This window comes from Brevundimonas sp. VNH65 (assembly GCF_049445955.1).
Taxonomy (GTDB): domain Bacteria; phylum Pseudomonadota; class Alphaproteobacteria; order Caulobacterales; family Caulobacteraceae; genus Brevundimonas.
The window spans coordinates 341,930-360,037 of the sequence record NZ_JBMSDX010000001.1; the positions used below are offsets into that span (position 1 = coordinate 341,930).

Genomic DNA, 18,108 nt, shown 5'->3' on the forward strand with positions numbered 1-18,108 from the left:
CATGAGGACGGACAGTGGAGTGACGACGCCTGCAAACCCGAGCGTGTGGCGCTCGCCGGTGTCCCGGACCATCTGGGTCTGGACCGCCGCGACGTCCGGTCTGGCCGGTCTGACCACCCTGGCGGGGATCGTGATCTTCGCCGGCGTCGACCGCGTGGACATGGCCCTGGTGCTGTTGGCCGGTGCGGCGTGGCTGGTGCTTTCGGGGCTCGCCTCTCAGGTCGCGGCCTGGCGGCTGTCGATCCTTCTGGCGGCGCCGGCGGATACGCTGACCGCCCTGGATCGCATCGGCGCCGGCGAAAGGGCCGGCGGCGATTCCGAGCCCTTCACGGACGATGTCCGCGATCTCGCCAAGGCGTTCGACCGGCTGCGTGACCGGCTGGTCCGCGCGGCGCACGAGCGCAACGGCCGGGTCAGCGAGCTGACCCGCGCCCTGGACGCCGCGCGCGAGGTTGGCGAGGCGCGGGCCGGCTTCTTCGCGGGCATGAGCCACGAACTGCGGACGCCGCTGAACGCCATCATCGGCTATGCGATGCTGCTGGCCGAAGACGCTGCGGAAGCCGGAGACGAGGACGCCGTGCGCGACCTGGACCGCATTCTGCAATCCGGTCGCCGCCTGCTGGGCCTGATCAACGACATTCTGGACCTGTCGCGCATGGACGCCGGGGACATCGTCATCGAGCGCAGCGCGGTCGACGTCGTGGCCCTGATGGAGTCGGTGGCCGATGGGCTGAGAGACGAGGCGAACCGCAGCGGGGCCCGGGTGAACCTGGCCGTGGGGCAGAGGGCGCGCGTGCTGCTTGGCGACGCCGTGCGTCTGCGCCAGTGCCTGGCCGCCCTGACGGCCCAGGCGCTGCAGCACAATCCGGGGCGCGAGATCGTGATCGAGGCGGTGGTCGCCGAGGATGACGCCGCGACGATCCGGTTCCAGCTGAATGACGACAGCGCACGCCTGGCCTCGGCCGTCGTGGCCGCGACCGAGATCCAGGAGGGCGAAACGCCCCGTTCGGCCATGGATGCCGACACCCTGGCCGCGACCGTCGCGCAGAGGCTGGCGGAGTTGATGGGCGGTCGTTTGTCCGCCGAGGTGCGCGCCGACGGATCCGGCGTCGTCATTGTCGGGGTTCCCCTGAACGGCGGAGCGCCGGGCGAGGCGGTCGCGGCGCCCGACGCGGCGGTCGAGCCGGCTCTGACGGGTCTGATCCGGGACGCATCGGAGCCGCGTCTGGTTCTGGTCATCGATGATGACGAGCCCACGATCGACCTGCTGACCCGCTGGATGCGGGGACAGGGGTATGCCGTCATCTCGGCGATGAACGGGGCCCAGGGCCTGTCGCTGGCGCGCGCGCGTCGGCCGGACCTGATCATCCTGGACATCTTCATGCCCGGTCAGTCCGGCTATGAGGTGCTGGCCGCGCTGAAGGCCGATCCGCTGCTGCGCAACACGCCGGTGATCATCGCGTCGAGCGACGACAACCGCCGCCTGGGGCTGGAGGCCGGCGCCGCCGAGGTGCTGGTCAAGCCGCTGTCGCGCGACCGGCTGAGGAACGTCCTGGACGTGATCGGCGAGCAGGTGCGCGGCGACATCCTGGTCGTCGACGACGATCCCAATGTGCGCGAGATCGTGCAGCGATACGCCAGCCAGGCCGGCCTGAGCGTGCGCGTGGCCAAGGACGGCGCCGAGGGGCTGGAGCTGGCCCGCCGGCAGGCGCCGGGCGCCATCGTGCTGGACCTCTGCATGCCGGGATCCGACGGCTTCCAGATGATGGAGGCGCTGTCGGCGGACGAAAGCCTGTGCCAGGTGCCGGTGATGGTGCTGTCGCAGCTGGACCTGACACTGGCCGAGCATCACCGGATCCGGGAGGCGGGGCACGTCTTCCATCCCAAATGGACCGCATCGCCGTTGCAGATCGTCCAGAACATCAAGACCCTGGTCGCGCCGCGATGACTGAACATGTTTCGACCCAACGCCGGGTCCTGATCGTCGACGACGTCGAGGACAACCGCAACGTCCTGGAGCGTCATCTGCGACGCGCCGGCTTCGCCACGGACACCGCCGTCGACGGGATGAGCGCCCTGGCCATGGTGACGGAAAGCCAGCCGGACGTGGTCCTGTTGGATTGGATGATGCCGGGCCTGTCCGGGCTGGAGACATTGCGCGCGATGCGGGAGAAGTTCGACGAGAACGAACTTCCGATCATCATGTGCACCGCCCTGGGCGAGGAGACGACGATCGTCGACGCCATCAAGGCGGGGGCCAATGATTATGTCATGAAGCCCATCAGCATGCCGATCCTGATGGTGCGCATGAAGTCGCAGCTGGCCCGCAAGGACGTGGTCGAGCTGTTGCGGCGCGAGAACAGCGAGCTGGAGTCCAGCCTGGTGCAACGCACCCGCGACCTGCTGAACGTCCGCAAGGACCCGGCCTGACGCCCCCGCAGGAATGCGGGTGCAACTTTCCCGCGCACAACCTTTCGGCGGCGGTAAGGGATTTCGCAACGACTGATAGATAGGGTCTTCCGCGTGGGAAACCTGATGAAATCCTTGCGCGGCCTGGACGACCGGACCTATCGGGCGATCATCGCGGGCTATGTCGTGGTGCTGGTCGCCGTCGGTTTGGCCCTGATGGTCGGGCGAGGCGCGGCCGCGCCGGCGGTCGGCGCCCTGGTGGGGCTGTGCATCCTGGTGTCCCTGGGTTTCTTCGCGGCACATCACCTGTCGCTGGCGATCGAGAACCGGCGGCTGTCGCACGAGGGGCGGCACCTGGACGTCAAGGCCCACAGCGATCCGCTGACCGGCCTGATGAACCGCGTGGCGTTCAACAATGTGCTGGCCGAACGCAGTCGGGATCATGTGTCGGGCGAGCTGGCGATCCTGTTCTTCGACCTGAACCGGTTCAAGGAAATCAACGACAGCCTGGGCCACAAGGTCGGTGACCTGTTGCTGGGCCAGGTCGCCCTGTGCCTGACGGAAAATCTGCCGGGGGCGGTGGCCGTGGCGCGGATGGGTGGCGACGAGTTCGCCGCCATCCTGCCGGTCACGCGGGACGTGACGCCCGAGGCCTGCGGCATCGCCATCGCCGAGGCGCTGAAACAGCCCTTCCTGCTGGAAGGGCATCTGGTTCAGACCGGCACCGCGATCGGCATCGCATACGGCAATCTGGCCTATGACGATGGCGACGACCTGCTGAAACGCGCCGACATGGCGATGTACGAGGCCAAGGCCGCCGGACTGAACACCTATCGCGTCTTCGACGACGTGATGGAGGAGCGGATGTCGAGCCGCGTCGCCATCCGCAGCGAGCTGGGCCGGGCCATGGCCGAGGGCGAGCTGTCGCTGGCGTTGCAGCCGCTGGTCTGCGCCCGCACCGGCGAGCTGAAGAGCGCCGAGGCCCTGCTGCGCTGGCGGTCGCCGCGCCTGGGCAATGTCTCGCCGGGCGTGCTGATCCCCATCGCCGAAGAGAGCGGCCAGATCATCGAGCTGAGCAACTGGGTAATCGACCAGGCTCTGGAGCACATCCGGACCCTGGGCGACGTGCCCGTCGGCATCAATATCTCGCCCCTGCATTTCCGCCATAGCCAGTTCGCCCAGATGCTGGCGGACAAGATGCTGAAGGCCGGGGTGCGGCCGGACCTGCTGTATGTGGAGATCACCGAGGGCGTGCTGATCTCGCATATGGAAGCGGCCAAGCGCGCGATCGGCCAGCTGCGGGACCTGGGCGTCAAGGTCTATCTGGACGACTTCGGCACGGGCTATTCGAGCCTGAGCTACCTTCAGAACTTCGAGTTCGACGGGATGAAGATCGACAAGTCGTTCCTGCGCAATCTCGACGAGCGCAAGCAGGCGACCCAGATCATGCGGTCGGTGATCGACCTCGGCCACAGCCTGAACCTGACGGTCGTGGCCGAGGGGATCGAGACCGACTGGCAGGCCAGGCTGTTGCAACTGCTTAATTGCGACCTGTTGCAGGGCTATCATTTCGCCACGCCTATGCCGATCGACGACCTGCTGACCTGGCGGGACGCGCGGCGCGAGGGCGCGGGTGCAGCGGGCGACGGTGCGGCCTTTTCCGCGCGAATGGCGATCTGACCGGCCAGGCGTCGCCGCGCATTTGCGAAACGGCGTCAAGGCGGTAAGACGGCGCTCCTTCTGTCGGGCCGGGCCCGTGATCGAACCGGAGTCGCCGCCGCCATGTCCCCGAAGACCCAGATCGTGACCGGGGCGGCGGGCTTCATCGGCAGCCGGCTGGTGGATGGGCTGCTGGCCCTGGGGCACGAGGTGGTCGGGATCGACAACCTGTCGCGCGGCCGCCGAGAACATCTGTCCGAAGCCGAGACGACGGGGCGGTTCCGTCTGGTAGAGCTGGACCTCATCGATGAGACGGCGCTGGACGCCGCGCTGGCGTCGGCGGGGCCGGTCGACACGGTCTGGCATCTGGCCGCCAATTCGGACATTCCGGCCGGGGTGGCTGACGCGCGCATAGACTGGCGCGACACCTTCATGACGACCTTCGCCGTCGTGGAGGCGATGAAGCGGCAGGCCGTACCGCGGATCGTGTTCGCCTCGACGTCCGCCGTCTATGGGGCGCTGGATGAGGTCCTGGACGAGACGACGGGGCCTCTGCTGCCGATCTCCAACTATGGGGCGATGAAGCTGGCGGGGGAGGCGGTGATCAGCGCGGCGGCCGAGTCTCATCTGACCCAGGCCGTGATCTGCCGGTTTCCGAACGTGGTCGGGCCGCGCGCTACCCACGGGGTGATCTATGACCTGGTGGGCAAGCTGCTGGGACAGGCGCGCGAGCTGGAGGTTCTGGGCGACGGGCGGCAGTGCAAGCCGTATCTGCATGTGTCCGAACTGGTCGAAGCCATGATCCACCTGTGGTCGAGCCAGACCGAACGCCGCGTGCTGTGCAACATCGGTCCGGAGGATGACGGCGCCACGGTGAAGGTCATCGCCGAGGCGGTGGTCGAGGCGGCCGGCGGTGGGACCCCGCTGCGCTACACCGGTGGCGACCGGGGCTGGCTGGGGGATGTGCCGCGGGTGCGTTACCGGGTCGATCGGCTGAAGGCGACGGGCTGGTCGCCGAGCCTGTCGTCCGAGGACGCCGTGCGCCGGGCCGCGCGGGAAGTGGCGGCCGAGCGAGGCCTGATCCCGGCATGATCGTTTCCCGAACGCCCCTGCGCGTCAGCTTCTTCGGCGGCGGCAGCGACCTGCCGGTCTATTATCGTGAGCACGGCGGGGCGGTGCTGAGCGCGTCGATCGACAAATATGTCTATCTCTGCCTGAACCGGGGCTTCGGCGACGGCGTGCGGGTGGCCTATTCCAAGACCGAGGAGGTCGCGCACGCCTCGCAGCTGGAGCATCGGCTGTTCCGCACGGTGCTGACCAAGCTGGGCGTCGAGGGCGGGGTGGAGATCGCCTCCATCGCCGACATTCCGTCGCGGGGCAGCGGCCTGGGTTCGTCGAGCGCCTTCACCGTCGGGTTGTTGAACGCCGTGCACGCCTGGCAGGGACGACGTCCGACGCGCGAGGCGCTTGCAGCCGAGGCCTGCGAAGTCGAGATCGATCTGTGCGGCGATCCGATCGGCAAGCAGGACCAGTATGGCGCGGCGATGGGCGGCCTGAACTTCATAAGGTTCAATGCCGACGACAGCGTCGTGGTCGAGCCCCTGCATGCGCCGCGAGCCACGCTGGACGAGGTGCACGGGTCGTTGATGATGTTCTACACCGGCCTGACGCGGTCGGCGGGCGATCTGCTGCAGGTGCAGTCGGACAATCTGGCGGCCGATCCCGACAAGCGCCGGGCGACGGCGCGGATGGCGCGGATGGCCGAGGAGATGCGCGAGGCCCTGACCGCGGGCGAGGCGGCGGCGATGGGCGAGGCGCTGCACGAGGGCTGGATGTTGAAGCGGGCGATGGCGGCCAATATCTCCTCGGGGTTCCTTGACGACGTCTATGCGGCGGCGCGCGCGGCCGGAGCGACGGGCGGCAAGCTGCTGGGCGCCGGGGGCGGGGGTTTCTTCCTGTTCTGGGTTCCCGAGAACCGGAAGGACGCCGTGCGCGCGGCGCTGCCGAACCTTCGCGAAACCCCCTTCACGCTGGACACGGTCGGCGCCAGCATTGTGCTTCAGTCCTGACGGATACCCGATGAGCCTGTTCCCAAGCCGCGCCTATGACGACGCGGGCGCCTACGCCGAGCACTATTTCGCCCAGGTCGCGAAGGGGACGGCGGCCGTGGATCGGTCGGCCGTGGCCGCCGCCGGACGGTTGCTGGCGCAGCGGATCCATGATGGCCGCCGCCTCTATTCGTGCGGCAACGGGGGATCGGCGGCCATCGCCAATCATCTGGTCTGCGACTGCCTGAAGGGCGTGCGCACCGGCGGGGTGCTGAAACCCAAGGTGCATAGCCTGATTTCGACGATGGAGCTGACGACGGCGATCGTGAACGATTTGGGGCCGGAGGAGATGTTCTCCTATCCGCTGGAGTCGCTGGCCGAGGCGGGAGACGTGCTGATCGCCATCAGTTCGTCGGGCGAGTCCGCCAACATCGTGCGCGCCCTGGAGACGGCGCGTCGGATGGATGTGGCCACGGTCGCCCTGACCGGCTTCGACGGCGGGGCGGCGGCGAAGCTGGCGGATGTCTCGATCCATGTGCCGGTGCACAACTACGGCGTGGTCGAGGACGTTCATCAGTCGATCATGCACGTACTGGCGCAGTATCTTCGCCACTCCCACCTGGATCCGACGATGCGTCTGGGCGAAACCCGGTTCTGAGGGGATCAGGCCGGCGGGTCGGTTCGGCGGGCCTTGAGCCGGGCGACCAGGTCGATCGGGGCCTCTGGCGCCGACGGATCGCTGTCCGGCGCAGCGGCGCGGGAGAAGACCCGTGTGACCGTCCGCGGCGCGCGCTCGACCGGGCGGCTGGCGTCGTGGAAAGGATTGGGATCGTAGAGTCCGGCGAAGATCGGATCGTTGCGGTAGTCCGGCAGACGCGCCAGCACCGGCATGTCGCCCGAGAGCTGCAACAGCATCTCGTTGTCCTCGAGGTCCAGAAGCTGCTCCGGCGGGTGATAGCCGACCAGTCCGGCCATGGCCCGCGCCGCCAGCATGGTGTTGGCGCCGAAGCATTGGACCGCGCGACAGTTGTTGACCATCGACTGCCAGTCGTTCGGATACAGGTTCTGGATCTGGCTGGCGTCCTGCCAGAAGCTCCAGGTCTGCAGGCCGTATCCGCGCATCAGGGTGATGGCCCGGCGCAGCGAGTCGAAGGCGCCGAGCTGGGCCGCCTCGTCCAGCATGAAAAGGGTCGACTTCGGCGGGCGGCCGTTGCGCGTCGAGATCAGGGTGATGAGGGTGTGAACCCACAGACGCAGCAGTCGCCCGTGGCTGTCGAGATTGTGCGGCGGCAGGACGAGATAGATCGACAGCGGTTCGCCCCGCGTCACGGCGCCGAGATCGAACGAAGTCTGCCGGAGGGTCGGCGCCACGGCCCCGCCGCGCACCACGTCGACGATGCTCTGGGAGAAGGACAGGATGCCGCCGATGGTGGTCAGGGCGCCGATGCGAAGCATCCGCCCGATCTGGCGCGCTTCCTCGTTGCGGGAGGCCTCGAGCGCTGCGAGCACGGTGCCCGCCAGATTGATGTGGCTGTGGCCCTCTGCGGCGCCTGTGTAGGTGGCCAGTTCGCCGACGGCCTGGTTGACCAGTTCGCGCACCGTCTCCAGCGTCCGTCGGGACGGCGGCAGGTCGCTCATCACATGCAACAGCACGCCCAGCACGAAGGTGGCGCCGCGTTCCTGCCAGTAGCGGCCGTCGCCGGAGTTGGAGCCGAGTTCGGGCGGCGTCAGCGCCGAGACGATGGCCATGGCGTCATCGACGAACGTCGGCCCGTCCGGGTCCAGGATGTCCAGCGGATTGAGGCTGGCGGTGGTCAGGCCCGTCACGCCCATGGGGTCGATGACGGCGACCTCGTGCCCCATCTCACGGCGACGGCGGGCGGTGATGAGAGCGTTTTCGCCCTTGGGATCGATGACGATCACCGGACCGTCGAAGCGCAGCAGGGCGGGGACGATGCAGCCGGTGCCCTTGCCCGCGCCGGTGGGGGCGATGGTCATCAGATGCCCTTCCTGCTCCATCAGGATCGGGTCGATGAAGGTCGAGGCCTCGATGGTGGCGTCGTCGCCGAAGCTGAAGCCGATCGGGTTCTTGCGATGCTCGAGCTCCAGAGACCAGCCGACGATCAGGCCGGGCTTCTCGACGGCCGGCGGGAGATGGCGTTCACTGGTCGAGGGCGTCAGGGTCATAGGGGAACTCCACTGGCGGGATGGGCGCGTCGAGCCGGACGAGCAGGCCGTCCATGACCTCTGCGCGGATCGGGGCGCTCGGCAGAAGCATCTGGTCATCGACCATCTCCATCTGGCCGTCCGGCGAGAGCTGGAAGTCGGCGATGAAGACGCCGCCGCCGTGAACGACCGGCGTCCGGAGCCTCCATCCTCCGTTGGGCAAGGCGCCGAGTTCGGTGAGCGGCGCGGCGAGCGGCCCCAGATGGTCCCTCGCCCATGCCGGCTCGGCCAGGCGATGGTCGACGTCGTGGGCGGTCTCCAGCGGCTGGAAACGTCCGTCGTTCGCCCGCACCCAGTTGAGGAACAGCAGGGCGTAGTCGCGCCGGGCTTCGGGCGTATCCAGGCCGGCGCCGAAGCGGTCGTTCAGATTGTGGATCGGTGCCGAGGTTCCGTCGGCGATGAAGACGCCGTCGGCCAGCACGATGGCGGAGATGATTCCGGGCTCGCCGCCGGCGCCGTAGCCCTGGATCTCGACCGCCAGAAGCCCGCCGTGACAGGCGAGCGATCGTGTCCGGACGCGATCGCAATAGTGGTGCAGCACCACGGGCGTCTCGGTCTGGCCCAGACGGACGGCGGCGCCGACGACCCGCATGACCGCCAGGGCGTCGTCGGGTCCAAGCTCCGTCCATTCCCCGGCAAGCAAGGGGGGAAGCCGCCAGGGGCCGCGCGGGTGGGAAACGGCGTAGGCCAGGGCCTCGTCCTGTTCGGAGGTCAGGTCGAACGCCGGCGGGCCGTGTCGATCCATCCAGACGGCCGCGATATTGCCGGCCCAGGCCTGCTGCGGCTCTTCCGACAGGGTGTCGAAACCGCGCGCCGTCGCCAGTTCGAAGGTGCGTGCGGCGATCGCGCGAAACTCGGAATGCGCCAACAGGCGGTCGATCTGTGTCGAGGCGACGCGACGGATCGGCGCGCCCTGCTGCACCCGGTCACATGCGGCGAGATAGGGCGAAAGGCCGACCAGCTCCTGATCCAGAAGGGCGTCAGGCGCACTCGACAGGAACATGGCCGCCTGGCGGAACAGCGCCGCGACGTCCAGCAGGGCGGGGTTGCCCTGAGCCGCCAGCCCCTCGGCCAGTTGCGCCGCGTCGCGCAGCATCCGGGCGCCGATCTCGCCGTGCGACCAGCGCCTGTCGGAGGTGGGATCGACCAAACCTTCCAGCTTGACGTGGACCCCGCTGACGACGGGATCTCCGCGAGGATCCTGGGCGACGTGGTCCGCCATCATCCGGTAGGTCTCGGCGTTGCGACGAAACGGCTCGGCAAGCGATGCGTTCGAGTCCGCCAGACTGTCGGACATTTCCGCCGCGCGACGCAGCAGATGGGCCGCCATGTCGGCGACCCGCTGGGGCCCCTGCGGCGGCGAAGCGCCATTCGCACCGTTGGTCATGCTGGACCTATCCTTTCAGGTGATTGGTCGGATGTCCTGGGCGCGGCGTCAATCATTGGATGCTATGGCGCGGCGGCGGCCGGGCCGTAGAGCAGGGCGTTGAACAGCAGGCGGACGGAGGCGCGGGCCTGGGCTCGGTTGACCACGTCCGGGCCGAGCACGATCAGCCGACCCTCGCCGAACGGAAGGTCCAGCACAGCTTCCGATCCGGCCAGTTTTTCAGGGCCGATGGCCCATCCACTGGAGACCGACATCGTCTCTGGGTAGCGAACGATGGAAGCGGCGCCTTCGACCGGCCTGAACCCCGCGTTGCGGTTGAAGAAGACGTCCAGCGCCGGCGTCAGGCCGAAGGCCAGGGGCTGGGCCGGGTTCGTTTCGGTCTTCAGGATGGCGCCGGGGATGAAGAACTGTGTCGAGGGCAGGGGGCGGCGTTCGGTGCCCTCGCCCGTCGCGAGGACGTCGGTCACAGGCGCGCCCAAGGCCGCGGCCAGGCGATGAGCCGAACCGATCGTCACCACGCTGCCGCCCGCGCGCGCGAAGGCCTCGATCTGGGGCAGGGTCTTTTCGGTGGTGATGTAACCAAGCCAGGGGCGGTAGTCGGCGGGAATATCGGCCGCGTCCGGCTGGCCGCGTTGCGCCGAGGCGGAGAGGTTCTGGGGGATCATGTCGGCGGCGAACAGCAGAACATCGAAGCGGGCGTTCAGGTCGCCGGCGTCCAGCGTCTGGGGATAGACGACCTCGAACGGATATTCGAACTGCTCCAGAAGCCAGCGGGTCCAGCCCGAGGCCATTGAGCCGCCGTAGCGATCAACCAGGCCGACGCGGACCGGCTTCAGGGCAATGCTGTCGCCGGATGGCGCGCGGCCCACAGCGATGGCGTCGAGGCCCAGATCACGGACGGCGGTCTGGAGGATGGCGCGGCTTTCGGGCGTGGCCCGGATCCACAGGGCGCCGGGCGCGAGGGTCTGGCGGCCGACACGGGTCTCGGCTTCGCGCCAGGCCACCGACTGGCCGGCCTTGAGCAGACGATTGGTGAGGATGAAGCCGTTGATCGCCTGATGGTCGACCAGCCAGCCGGCGTTTCCGGAGCCGGTGATGCGTCCCGCAGGCGGTGTCAGCCGGTCGGGGACGCGTTCGGTGGGGGCTGTGAAACCGCCGAGGATACGGTCGAACTTCACACCCATCTGCAGGGCCAGGGTGTAGCCGGTGGCGTCATAGGGGAGGGCGGGCGGACCGCCGGGGTACTGCAGGTCGTGCGGATGGTCCTGGGGCTCGAACATGTCGAGGACATGGGGGCGATAGGCCTGGGCGGTCTTCACCACGAAGGAGCCGGCCGGATAGGTCTTGCCGTCGACGGTGAAGGGGGCGGTGGCGCGCTCGACGTACACGCCGGTCTTGATCAGGCTGTTCAGGAAGGCGATCGCATTGGGCAGATCGGCCTGGTTTGACGGGATGACGTAGGCGCGAGGGTCGCGTTCGGCGGGATCGCGCAGGACCTTGTCATACAGCGCCGGGTCCAGACGGTTGCGGCCTGGGCCCTCGGCGGGCGCCGCAGCGGCTTCCAGCGCCTCGACACGGGACGGGGTGATGCGCCAGGTGTCGGTGTTCCCGCGCGCGATGGCGTTGTCGCCCATCTTCCAGATGTTGAAGAGCAGCCGGTCCTTGTTGCGCGAGGCGTAGTCTAGGACGGCGCGGTTGATCGACAGGGAATAGTCGATCGACTGGCGAAATCGCCACTCCTGGGGGGCGACGGGCGCGGGCAGGTCGTTGCGGGGCAGTTGCTGGTCGGCGATCAGCGGGATGCGGCTGGGCGTCGGGTGGCCGATGATCTCGGTCAGCAGGCCCACGGCGTTGTGGAAGTAGGTCACCGACCGCTGCATGCCGTTGTTCCAGGTCGAGTAGCTGGCGCCCGAACGCATGGTCGACCCCGGCTTGCCCTCGGCGATCAGGCGGCTGTGCATCGCCGCCCCGACCTCGGACAGCGTGCCCATGACCAGGGGGTCATAGTTGTAGTTGAAGGGGTCCCGGAACGGCGGCATGAACACGACGGTGCCCGCAGGGCCGGTCTGGTGGTGGTTGTAGATGATCTGCGGAAACCACTCGTGGAACAACTGGCGGTTGACGTTCGTCGTCTCGCGCATCGCCGACAGGTAGTAGTCCCGGTTGTTATCGTGGCCGACGTAGGCCTGATACAGGCGCGGGATCGTGTTGAACTCGCGCCTGGCCGGGTCTTCGTTGCGCATGTACCAGTCGGCGACCAACTCCCAGCCGTCCGGATTGAGCGGCGCGAACAGGATGACGACATCGTCCAGGATGCGCAGAGCCTCGGCGTCGGTCGTGGTCAGATATTCATGGATGGCGGCGATCAGGGCCTGGGGCGGAACGACCTCGGTCGAGTGCAGGCCGCCGTCGATCCAGACCACGGCCTTGCCCTCGGCGGCCATGGCGCGGGCGGCGGCCTCGTCAACGCCTTCGGCCTTGGCCAGTTGGCGCGCGATCTCCTGATAGCGATCCAGCCGGGCGATGTTGGCGGGCGAAGAGACGACGGCGACGTACATGGTCCGCCCTGCGGTCGACTGGCCGATCTCCATCAGCTTGATGCGGTTCGACTGGCCGGCGACCGTCTTGAGCCAGGCCTCGAAGGCCGTGTAGTCGATCAGCCGGTAGTCGTCTCCGACCTCGTGGCCGAACGCCTCGCGGGGCGAGGTGACAGGCGTGGGGGCGTCAGGGGTCTGCGCTATGGACGGCGCGGCGAGACCCGCCAGCAGCAGTCCGGCGGCAAGGCCGAAGCTGCGGAATCTGCGGGCGAACGACAGGTACAACACGGGCGGACTCCGGATTCGACAGGACGTTACGGCTGGTAACATTGTGTAGCGGTCCGCACGAGGTCTTGCGAAACGCATTGATCCCGACATGCGGGACATTCACAAAAGTAGCGCCGGTCCGCCTCCATCACATCAACAAGAGATCGGCGACCGGGAGCTATCCATGACCACCGACACCGGCGCCGACGGCGCCGCACCGGCCCAGGCCGGACCGGCGAAGGGCGCAACGGCCGCCTTCGCCTATGTGACCACCCTGTTCTTCGCCTGGGGTTTCGCCACATCGCTGATCGACCCGCTGATCGCGGCCGCCAAGCGGGTGTTCGACCTGACGACGGCCGAGGCGTTCCTGACGGCCTCGGCCTGGTTCATCGCCTATGGGGTGGTGTCGTTGCCGGCGGCGTCCGTGCTGGCGAAGCTGGGGTACAGCCGGTCGATCATCGGCGCCCTGATCGTCATGGTGCTGGGCTGTCTGATCGTTCCGGCGGCGACGGCGGCGGACTGGTATCCGGGCGTGCTGATCGCCCTGTTCGTCATCGCTTCCGGCGTGACCCTGTTGCAGGTGGCGGCAAACCCGCTGGTGGCCGAGTTGGGCTCACGCAAGAGTTCGCACTTCCGGCTGAACTTCTCTCAGGCCTTCAACTCGCTGGGCACGACGGTTGGGCCTTGGCTGGGCTCGCACGTGCTGCTGACGGGCGGGGTGTTCGCCGCCGGGGCGGTGGTCACCGCCGCGACCCGCCAGGAATCGCTGCGCAGCATCGATTTCGCCTTCCTGGGTATGGGCGCCTTTTTCGCCCTGGTCGCCGCCTTCATCTTCAGCGCCCGCAAGGCCATCAACGCCTCTGCGCCGAAGACGGTCGGCAAGGCGGTGTCTCCGCTGAAGGCCCTGTCGTCGCCCTGGGCGGTGTTCGGCGCCTTGGCCATCTTCTTCTACGTAGGCTCGGAAGTCTCGATCGGCGGGATGATGACCCTGTTCCTGGAAAGCCCTGACGGTCTGAACGTCTCGATCGAGACGGCCGGCAAGATGGTCGCCTGGTACTGGGGCGGCGCCATGGTCGGCCGGTTCGCCGGCAGCTTCCTGATGAGATTCATCCCGGCGTCCGCCATGCTGGTGTTCTGCACGGTGGCGGCGGGGCTGATGTGCTTGCTGGTGACCCAGGTGAACGGCCCAACGGCGGCTTATGCGGCCCTGTCGATCGGCCTGTTCAACTCGATCATGTTCCCGACCATCTTCACCCTGACGCTGGAGCGGTCTACGGCGCCGACCTCGGCGACCTCGGGCCTGCTGGTGTTCGGCATCATCGGCGGCGCCTTCCTGCCGTGGATCGCGGGGAAGGTGGCGGATGCGGCGGGAAGCGTCTCACCGGCCTTCATCGTGCCGTTGCTGGGCTATGTGGCGCTGACGGTCTTTGCGATCGCCTGTTTTCGGACCCGGCCGACGAATACCGAGGCCGCAGGAACGGTGTCGGGTCACTGACGCCGACCTGAAGGACCAAACAAAACGCCGCCGGGGCGTCCCGGCGGCGTTTTTCATTGTGCGGCGTCGCACGTCTCAGGGCAGGCGGCGGCCGAGAGGGTAGGCGATGATGAGGACCAGAGGCTCGTCGCCGACCTGTTTGATGCCGACATCGGCGCCTTCATAGAGATAGGCGGCGGTTTCCGGTCCCATGACCTCGGTGCGGCCGTCCGAGGCGACTTCGCCCTGGCCAGAGACGACGTAATAGACCTCGTCGTGGGTGAGGACGTGCAGGCCGATCGAGGCGCCCGGATGCAGGATGCGTTTCCTGAACTCGAAATTGCGACCGGGCGCGGCGTCCGACAGGCGAAAGGCGGTGGAGTGTCCGACGCCGTTGTGGGGCGGCGGGTTCTGTTCGACGCGGACGTCCGCCTCGCGCACCACCACCATGGGCGGCGCCGGCTGGGCCGGTGTCGTCTGCAGCAGCAGGGCGGCGAGGGCGGAGGCCAGCATCGGGATCAGCTCCAGCTGTAGGACGTCTTGGTCTGGGTGTAGAATTCGAAGGCCGCGAAGCCCTGTTCACGTGCGCCGTAGCTGGAAGACTTCGTGCCGCCGAAGGGGACGTGATAGTCGACGCCGGCGGTCGGCAGGTTGACCATGGTCATGCCCGCCCTGGCCCGACGCTGGAAGTCCCGCGCGTGCTTGAGGCTGGTTGTGACGATTCCGGCGGCAAGGCCGAACTCGGTGTCGTTGGCGACGTGCAGCGCCTCCTCATAGTCCTTCACCCGGATGGTCGAGGCGACGGGGCCGAAGACCTCCTCGGTGTTGATGCGCATCGAGGGCGCGGTGTCGGCGATCAGGGTCGGCTGCACATACCAGCCCGGCGTGTCCAGCTGGGGCCGGTCGCCGCCGGTAACCAGACGGCCGCCGTCCTCGCGGGCGATCTGGATGTATTTGTAGCTGGTCTCCATCTGAGCCTCGGAGACCGCCGGGCCGATCTGGGTGTTGGGGTCCAGCGCGTTGCCGACACGCAGCGCCGCGACCTTATCGGCCAGGGCGGCGACGAACCGGTCGTGGATGCCGTCCGTGACGATCAGGCGGCTGGAGGCCGTGCAACGCTGGCCGGTGGCGAAGTAGGAGCCGTCGAGAGCGACCATCACGGCGCGCTCGATGTCGGCGTCGTCCAGAACGATCAGGGGGTTCTTGCCGCCCATTTCCAGCTGGACGCGGGCCTGGCGTCCGGCGGCGCCTTGCAGCACGCCCATGCCGACACCCTGGGAGCCGGTGAAGCTGATCCCGGCGACATCCTTGTGATCGACCAGGGCCTGGCCGACGCCGCCACGGCCGATGACGAGGTTGAACACGCCCTTGGGCAGGCCGGCCTCGACCAGGATGTCGGCCAGGGCCGCGGCCGTCGCGGGCGTGAGGCCGGCGGGCTTCATCACCACGGTGTTGCCGAAGGCGAGGGCGGGCGCCGCCTTCCACGCCGGGATGGCGATGGGGAAGTTCCAGGGCGTGATCAGGCCATAGACGCCGACGGCCTGGCGATAGGTCTGGACCTCCACGCCGGGGCGGACGCTGGGGAGGTTCTGCCCGTGGAGGCGCAGGGCCTCGCCGGCGAAGTATTTGAGGATGCGGCCGGCGCGGACGGTCTCGCCGATGCCTTCCGGCAGGGTCTTGCCCTCTTCGCGCGACAGCAGGCGGCCGAGTTGCTCGCGGCGTTCCATGACCAGGGTTCCGGCCTTGTCGAGCACGTCGGCGCGGACTTCAGGGCTGGCCTCGGACCAGGCGGGGAAGGCGGCCCTGGCGGCGGCGACGGCGGCGTTCACCTCGGCATCGCCGCCATCGGGAGTGAGCGCCACGATGTCGTTGGTGTCGGACGGATTGTGGCTTTCGCCGGCCCGGGCTCCGTCCACGCGCTCGCCGTCGATCAGGTGGGTGAGGTGAAGAGTGTCGGTCATGATCTCGGCTCCGGATTGTGGCGCTTATTTAGTCATACAAATCAGGGACGCCAGCCCTGGCGTGCGTGCGGCGCATCAACCCGGTCCGGATACGCGCTCGGGGCCGGACGATCATGTCAAAAGCCGCATCGGTCGATAGCGGCTTTGGCTTAGACCGCATGGGTAGGCGGAGATACCGTCAGTCTCAGGGCGCGACACAGCGCCGCGCGGCGCGCCGCCCCATAGAGATTTGAGGAAACCGAAAAATGTCACGTATGACGCCCGCGGAGCTTGCCGCGACCCTCGGCGGCGGCCTGCTGTCCTTCCCGGTGACTCATTTCGACGCGAACCAGCAGTTCGTCGAGTCGGCCTATCGCGACCATTGCGCCTGGATGCTGGAGCGTCCGCTGACGGGTCTGTTCGCGGCCGGCGGGACCGGAGAATTCTTTTCCCTGACGCCGCCGGAAGTCGAGGCCGTGGTCAAGGCGGCGGTGGCCGAGACCGCCGGCAAGACCCCGGTCGTGGCCGGCGCCGGTTACGGCACCGCCATCGCGGTCGATCTGGCCAGGTCGGCCGAGGCGGCCGGCGCCGACGGCATCCTGCTGTTGCCGCCGTTCCTGATGGTGCCGGGGCAGGAAGGGCTGGCGGCGCACGTCGAGGCTGTGTGCAAAGCCACCAGCCTGGGCGTCATCGTCTATAACCGGGACAACGCCATCCTGAACGCCGACACGCTGGAGAAGCTGTGTGAGCGCAATCCGAACCTGATCGGGTTCAAGGACGGCGTCGGCGATATCGAGCTGATGATGCAGGTCTATGCCCGGATGGGTGATCGGCTGACCTATGTCGGCGGGCTGCCGACGGCCGAGACCTTCGCGCCCGCCTATCTGGAGATGGGCGTCACGACCTATTCCAGCGCCATCTTCAACTTCGTGCCGGACTTCGCCCTGGACTTCTATCGGGCGGTTCGCGAGCGCGATCATGCGACCATCATGGCGGGGCTGCAGGATTTTGTGCTGCCCTATGTGGCGCTGCGCAACAAGGGCAAGGGCTATGCGGTTTCGATCGTCAAGGCGGGGATGACGGCCATCGGCCGGTCGGCCGGGCCGGTGCGGACGCCGCTGGTCGATCTGAAGCCCGCCGAGGTGGACGAGCTGAAGGCGCTGATCGCGCGCGTTCAGCCGCAGGCGCCCAAGCTGGCGGCCAACGGCTGAGGCGGCCTAAGCTTGGCCCCCGGATTCGGAGGTCGAGCCATGACCATGTTCGAACTCAGCCAGCTGCGGTGTTTCGTGGCCGTGGCGGAGGAGTTGCACTTCGGGCGCGCCGCCCAGCGTCTGAACATGACGCAACCGCCGCTGAGCCGGCAGGTGCAGTTGCTGGAGCGCATCCTGGGCGTGGTCCTGCTGGACCGGACCAGTCGATCCGTGCGGCTGACGCCTGCGGGCCGGGCGTTCCTGATCGAGGCGCGGCGCATCCTGAGGCTGTCGGAGAGCGCGGCCCTGGCGACGCGACGCATCGCCAGCGGCGACGCGGGCAGGGTGGCGGTCGGCTTCACGGCGGCCTCGGGCTACAGCTTCCTGCCGCGGCTGGTCGATCTGGCGCGGTCCAGGCTGCCGAATGTCGATCTGACGCTGAGGGAGCTGGTGTCCGGCGAGCAGGTCGAGGCCTTGCTGACCGGGCGGATCGATCTGGGGCTGGTGCGGCCGCCGCTGACCCGGCCGGAGTTCGACAAGATGCGGGTTCTGACCGAGCCCCTGGTCGCCGCCCTGCCGACCGGCGACCCGCGACTGGCCAAGGACACCATCGACCTGGAGGATTTCGACGGCCAGCCGATGGTGATGTATGCGCCGGAGGGGGCGGGATATTTCCACCTGATGTTGACCGGCATGTTCGATGCGGCGGGGGTGTCGCCCCAGCACGTGCAGCACATGAGCCAGATCCATTCGATCCTGGCGCTGGTCCATGCCCGGATCGGGGCGGCGGTGGTGCCCGAGGCGGCGATGCGGCTGCATTTCGAGGGGGTGGAGTTCCGGCCCCTGGCGACGCCGCCGGAGCGGCCGGTCGAGCTGTTCGTGGCCTGGCGACGCGACAACGACAATCCCAGCCTGAAGCCGTTGCTGGACCTGATCGAGGCCCAGGTGAATCCGGCGGACACGGGCTGAAG

14 protein-coding genes are annotated in these 18,108 nt (G+C 68.1%); 9 read left to right on the forward strand and 5 right to left on the reverse strand.

Going from position 1 to position 18,108, the window contains the following annotated elements:
- The first annotated feature begins 19 nt into the window (after window positions 1-19).
- The 6 genes from ACO2Q1_RS01700 (at window position 20) to ACO2Q1_RS01725 (ending at window position 6,774) form a co-directional block, all read left to right on the forward strand.
- Window positions 20-1,948 carry a response regulator gene (locus ACO2Q1_RS01700; RefSeq protein ID WP_423327811.1) on the forward strand — a complete coding sequence of 643 codons (1,929 nt, stop codon included), beginning with the start codon at window positions 20-22 and terminating at the stop codon, window positions 1,946-1,948.
- On the forward strand, window positions 1,945-2,430 hold the full coding sequence (locus ACO2Q1_RS01705; protein ID WP_423327812.1) for a response regulator transcription factor: 486 nt from the start codon (window positions 1,945-1,947) through the stop codon (window positions 2,428-2,430). Before ACO2Q1_RS01700 ends, ACO2Q1_RS01705 begins: the two co-directional genes overlap by 4 nt.
- 105 nt (window positions 2,431-2,535) lie before the next feature.
- Complete coding sequence (locus ACO2Q1_RS01710; RefSeq protein WP_423327813.1) at window positions 2,536-4,089, forward strand: putative bifunctional diguanylate cyclase/phosphodiesterase; 1,554 nt, start codon at window positions 2,536-2,538, stop codon at window positions 4,087-4,089.
- 102 nt (window positions 4,090-4,191) lie between these two features.
- The gene (locus ACO2Q1_RS01715) at window positions 4,192-5,160 is read left to right on the forward strand and encodes an SDR family NAD(P)-dependent oxidoreductase (RefSeq protein ID WP_423327814.1); all 969 of its coding nucleotides are present in this window, start codon (window positions 4,192-4,194) and stop codon (window positions 5,158-5,160) included.
- The gene (locus ACO2Q1_RS01720; protein WP_423327815.1) at window positions 5,157-6,137 is read left to right on the forward strand and encodes a kinase; all 981 of its coding nucleotides are present in this window, start codon (window positions 5,157-5,159) and stop codon (window positions 6,135-6,137) included. Before ACO2Q1_RS01715 ends, ACO2Q1_RS01720 begins: the two co-directional genes overlap by 4 nt.
- A 10-nt stretch (window positions 6,138-6,147) precedes the next feature.
- Window positions 6,148-6,774, forward strand: coding sequence for a D-sedoheptulose-7-phosphate isomerase (locus tag ACO2Q1_RS01725; protein ID WP_423327816.1), 627 nt, complete (start codon window positions 6,148-6,150; stop codon window positions 6,772-6,774).
- Between the two features lie 5 nt (window positions 6,775-6,779).
- Here the strand turns inward: ACO2Q1_RS01725 and ACO2Q1_RS01730 are convergent, their stop codons facing one another.
- The 3 genes from ACO2Q1_RS01730 to ACO2Q1_RS01740 all read right to left on the reverse strand — a co-directional run bounded on the left by ACO2Q1_RS01730 (window position 6,780) and on the right by ACO2Q1_RS01740 (window position 12,554).
- On the reverse strand, window positions 6,780-8,303 hold the full coding sequence (locus ACO2Q1_RS01730) for a type IV secretory system conjugative DNA transfer family protein (RefSeq protein WP_423327817.1): 1,524 nt from the start codon (window positions 8,301-8,303) through the stop codon (window positions 6,780-6,782).
- Window positions 8,278-9,729: a hypothetical protein gene (locus ACO2Q1_RS01735; RefSeq protein WP_423327818.1), complete on the reverse strand. Its 1,452-nt coding sequence runs from the start codon at window positions 9,727-9,729 to the stop codon at window positions 8,278-8,280. The genes ACO2Q1_RS01730 and ACO2Q1_RS01735 overlap by 26 nt, the downstream gene beginning before the upstream one ends.
- Before the next feature lie 62 nt (window positions 9,730-9,791).
- Window positions 9,792-12,554 carry a M14 family metallopeptidase gene (locus ACO2Q1_RS01740; protein ID WP_423327819.1) on the reverse strand — a complete coding sequence of 921 codons (2,763 nt, stop codon included), beginning with the start codon at window positions 12,552-12,554 and terminating at the stop codon, window positions 9,792-9,794.
- Between the two features lie 163 nt (window positions 12,555-12,717).
- Here ACO2Q1_RS01740 and ACO2Q1_RS01745 point away from each other — a divergent pair, with 163 nt between their 5' ends.
- A complete protein-coding gene (locus tag ACO2Q1_RS01745; RefSeq protein WP_423327820.1) occupies window positions 12,718-14,028 on the forward strand; it encodes a sugar MFS transporter in 1,311 nt (436 codons plus the stop codon).
- A gap of 75 nt (window positions 14,029-14,103) precedes the next feature.
- On the opposite strand, the gene ACO2Q1_RS01750 is transcribed toward ACO2Q1_RS01745, so the two are convergent.
- Both ACO2Q1_RS01750 and ACO2Q1_RS01755 read right to left on the reverse strand, forming a co-directional pair.
- Window positions 14,104-14,520 carry a cupin domain-containing protein gene (locus ACO2Q1_RS01750; RefSeq protein WP_423327821.1) on the reverse strand — a complete coding sequence of 139 codons (417 nt, stop codon included), beginning with the start codon at window positions 14,518-14,520 and terminating at the stop codon, window positions 14,104-14,106.
- A 5-nt stretch (window positions 14,521-14,525) separates the two neighbouring features.
- Window positions 14,526-15,968, reverse strand: coding sequence for an aldehyde dehydrogenase family protein (locus ACO2Q1_RS01755; protein WP_423327822.1), 1,443 nt, complete (start codon window positions 15,966-15,968; stop codon window positions 14,526-14,528).
- A 245-nt stretch (window positions 15,969-16,213) separates the two neighbouring features.
- Between ACO2Q1_RS01755 and kdgD the strand changes: the two genes are divergently transcribed.
- Window positions 16,214-17,158, forward strand: a complete 945-nt coding sequence (kdgD, locus tag ACO2Q1_RS01760; RefSeq protein WP_423327823.1) for a 5-dehydro-4-deoxyglucarate dehydratase — start codon at window positions 16,214-16,216, stop codon at window positions 17,156-17,158.
- A 39-nt stretch (window positions 17,159-17,197) separates the two neighbouring features.
- A complete protein-coding gene (locus ACO2Q1_RS01765) occupies window positions 17,198-18,106 on the forward strand; it encodes a LysR substrate-binding domain-containing protein (RefSeq protein WP_423327824.1) in 909 nt (302 codons plus the stop codon).
- Window positions 18,107-18,108: the final 2 nt, after the last annotated feature.

Excerpts from the sequence above, each read along its gene's own strand:
- ACO2Q1_RS01705 (WP_423327812.1), top strand. The coding sequence starts at position 1,945 with ATGACTGAACATGTTTCGACCCAACGCCGGGTCCTGATCGTCGACGAC.
- ACO2Q1_RS01710 (WP_423327813.1), top strand. The coding sequence starts at position 2,536 with ATGAAATCCTTGCGCGGCCTGGACGACCGGACCTATCGGGCGATCATC.
- ACO2Q1_RS01715 (WP_423327814.1), top strand. The coding sequence starts at position 4,192 with ATGTCCCCGAAGACCCAGATCGTGACCGGGGCGGCGGGCTTCATCGGC.
- ACO2Q1_RS01720 (WP_423327815.1), top strand. The coding sequence starts at position 5,157 with ATGATCGTTTCCCGAACGCCCCTGCGCGTCAGCTTCTTCGGCGGCGGC.
- ACO2Q1_RS01725 (WP_423327816.1), top strand. The coding sequence starts at position 6,148 with ATGAGCCTGTTCCCAAGCCGCGCCTATGACGACGCGGGCGCCTACGCC.
- ACO2Q1_RS01730 (WP_423327817.1), bottom strand. The coding sequence starts at position 8,303 with ATGACCCTGACGCCCTCGACCAGTGAACGCCATCTCCCGCCGGCCGTC.
- ACO2Q1_RS01735 (WP_423327818.1), bottom strand. The coding sequence starts at position 9,729 with ATGACCAACGGTGCGAATGGCGCTTCGCCGCCGCAGGGGCCCCAGCGG.
- ACO2Q1_RS01745 (WP_423327820.1), top strand. The coding sequence starts at position 12,718 with ATGACCACCGACACCGGCGCCGACGGCGCCGCACCGGCCCAGGCCGGA.
- ACO2Q1_RS01750 (WP_423327821.1), bottom strand. The coding sequence starts at position 14,520 with ATGCTGGCCTCCGCCCTCGCCGCCCTGCTGCTGCAGACGACACCGGCC.
- ACO2Q1_RS01755 (WP_423327822.1), bottom strand. The coding sequence starts at position 15,968 with ATGACCGACACTCTTCACCTCACCCACCTGATCGACGGCGAGCGCGTG.
- kdgD (WP_423327823.1), top strand. The coding sequence starts at position 16,214 with ATGTCACGTATGACGCCCGCGGAGCTTGCCGCGACCCTCGGCGGCGGC.
- ACO2Q1_RS01765 (WP_423327824.1), top strand. The coding sequence starts at position 17,198 with ATGACCATGTTCGAACTCAGCCAGCTGCGGTGTTTCGTGGCCGTGGCG.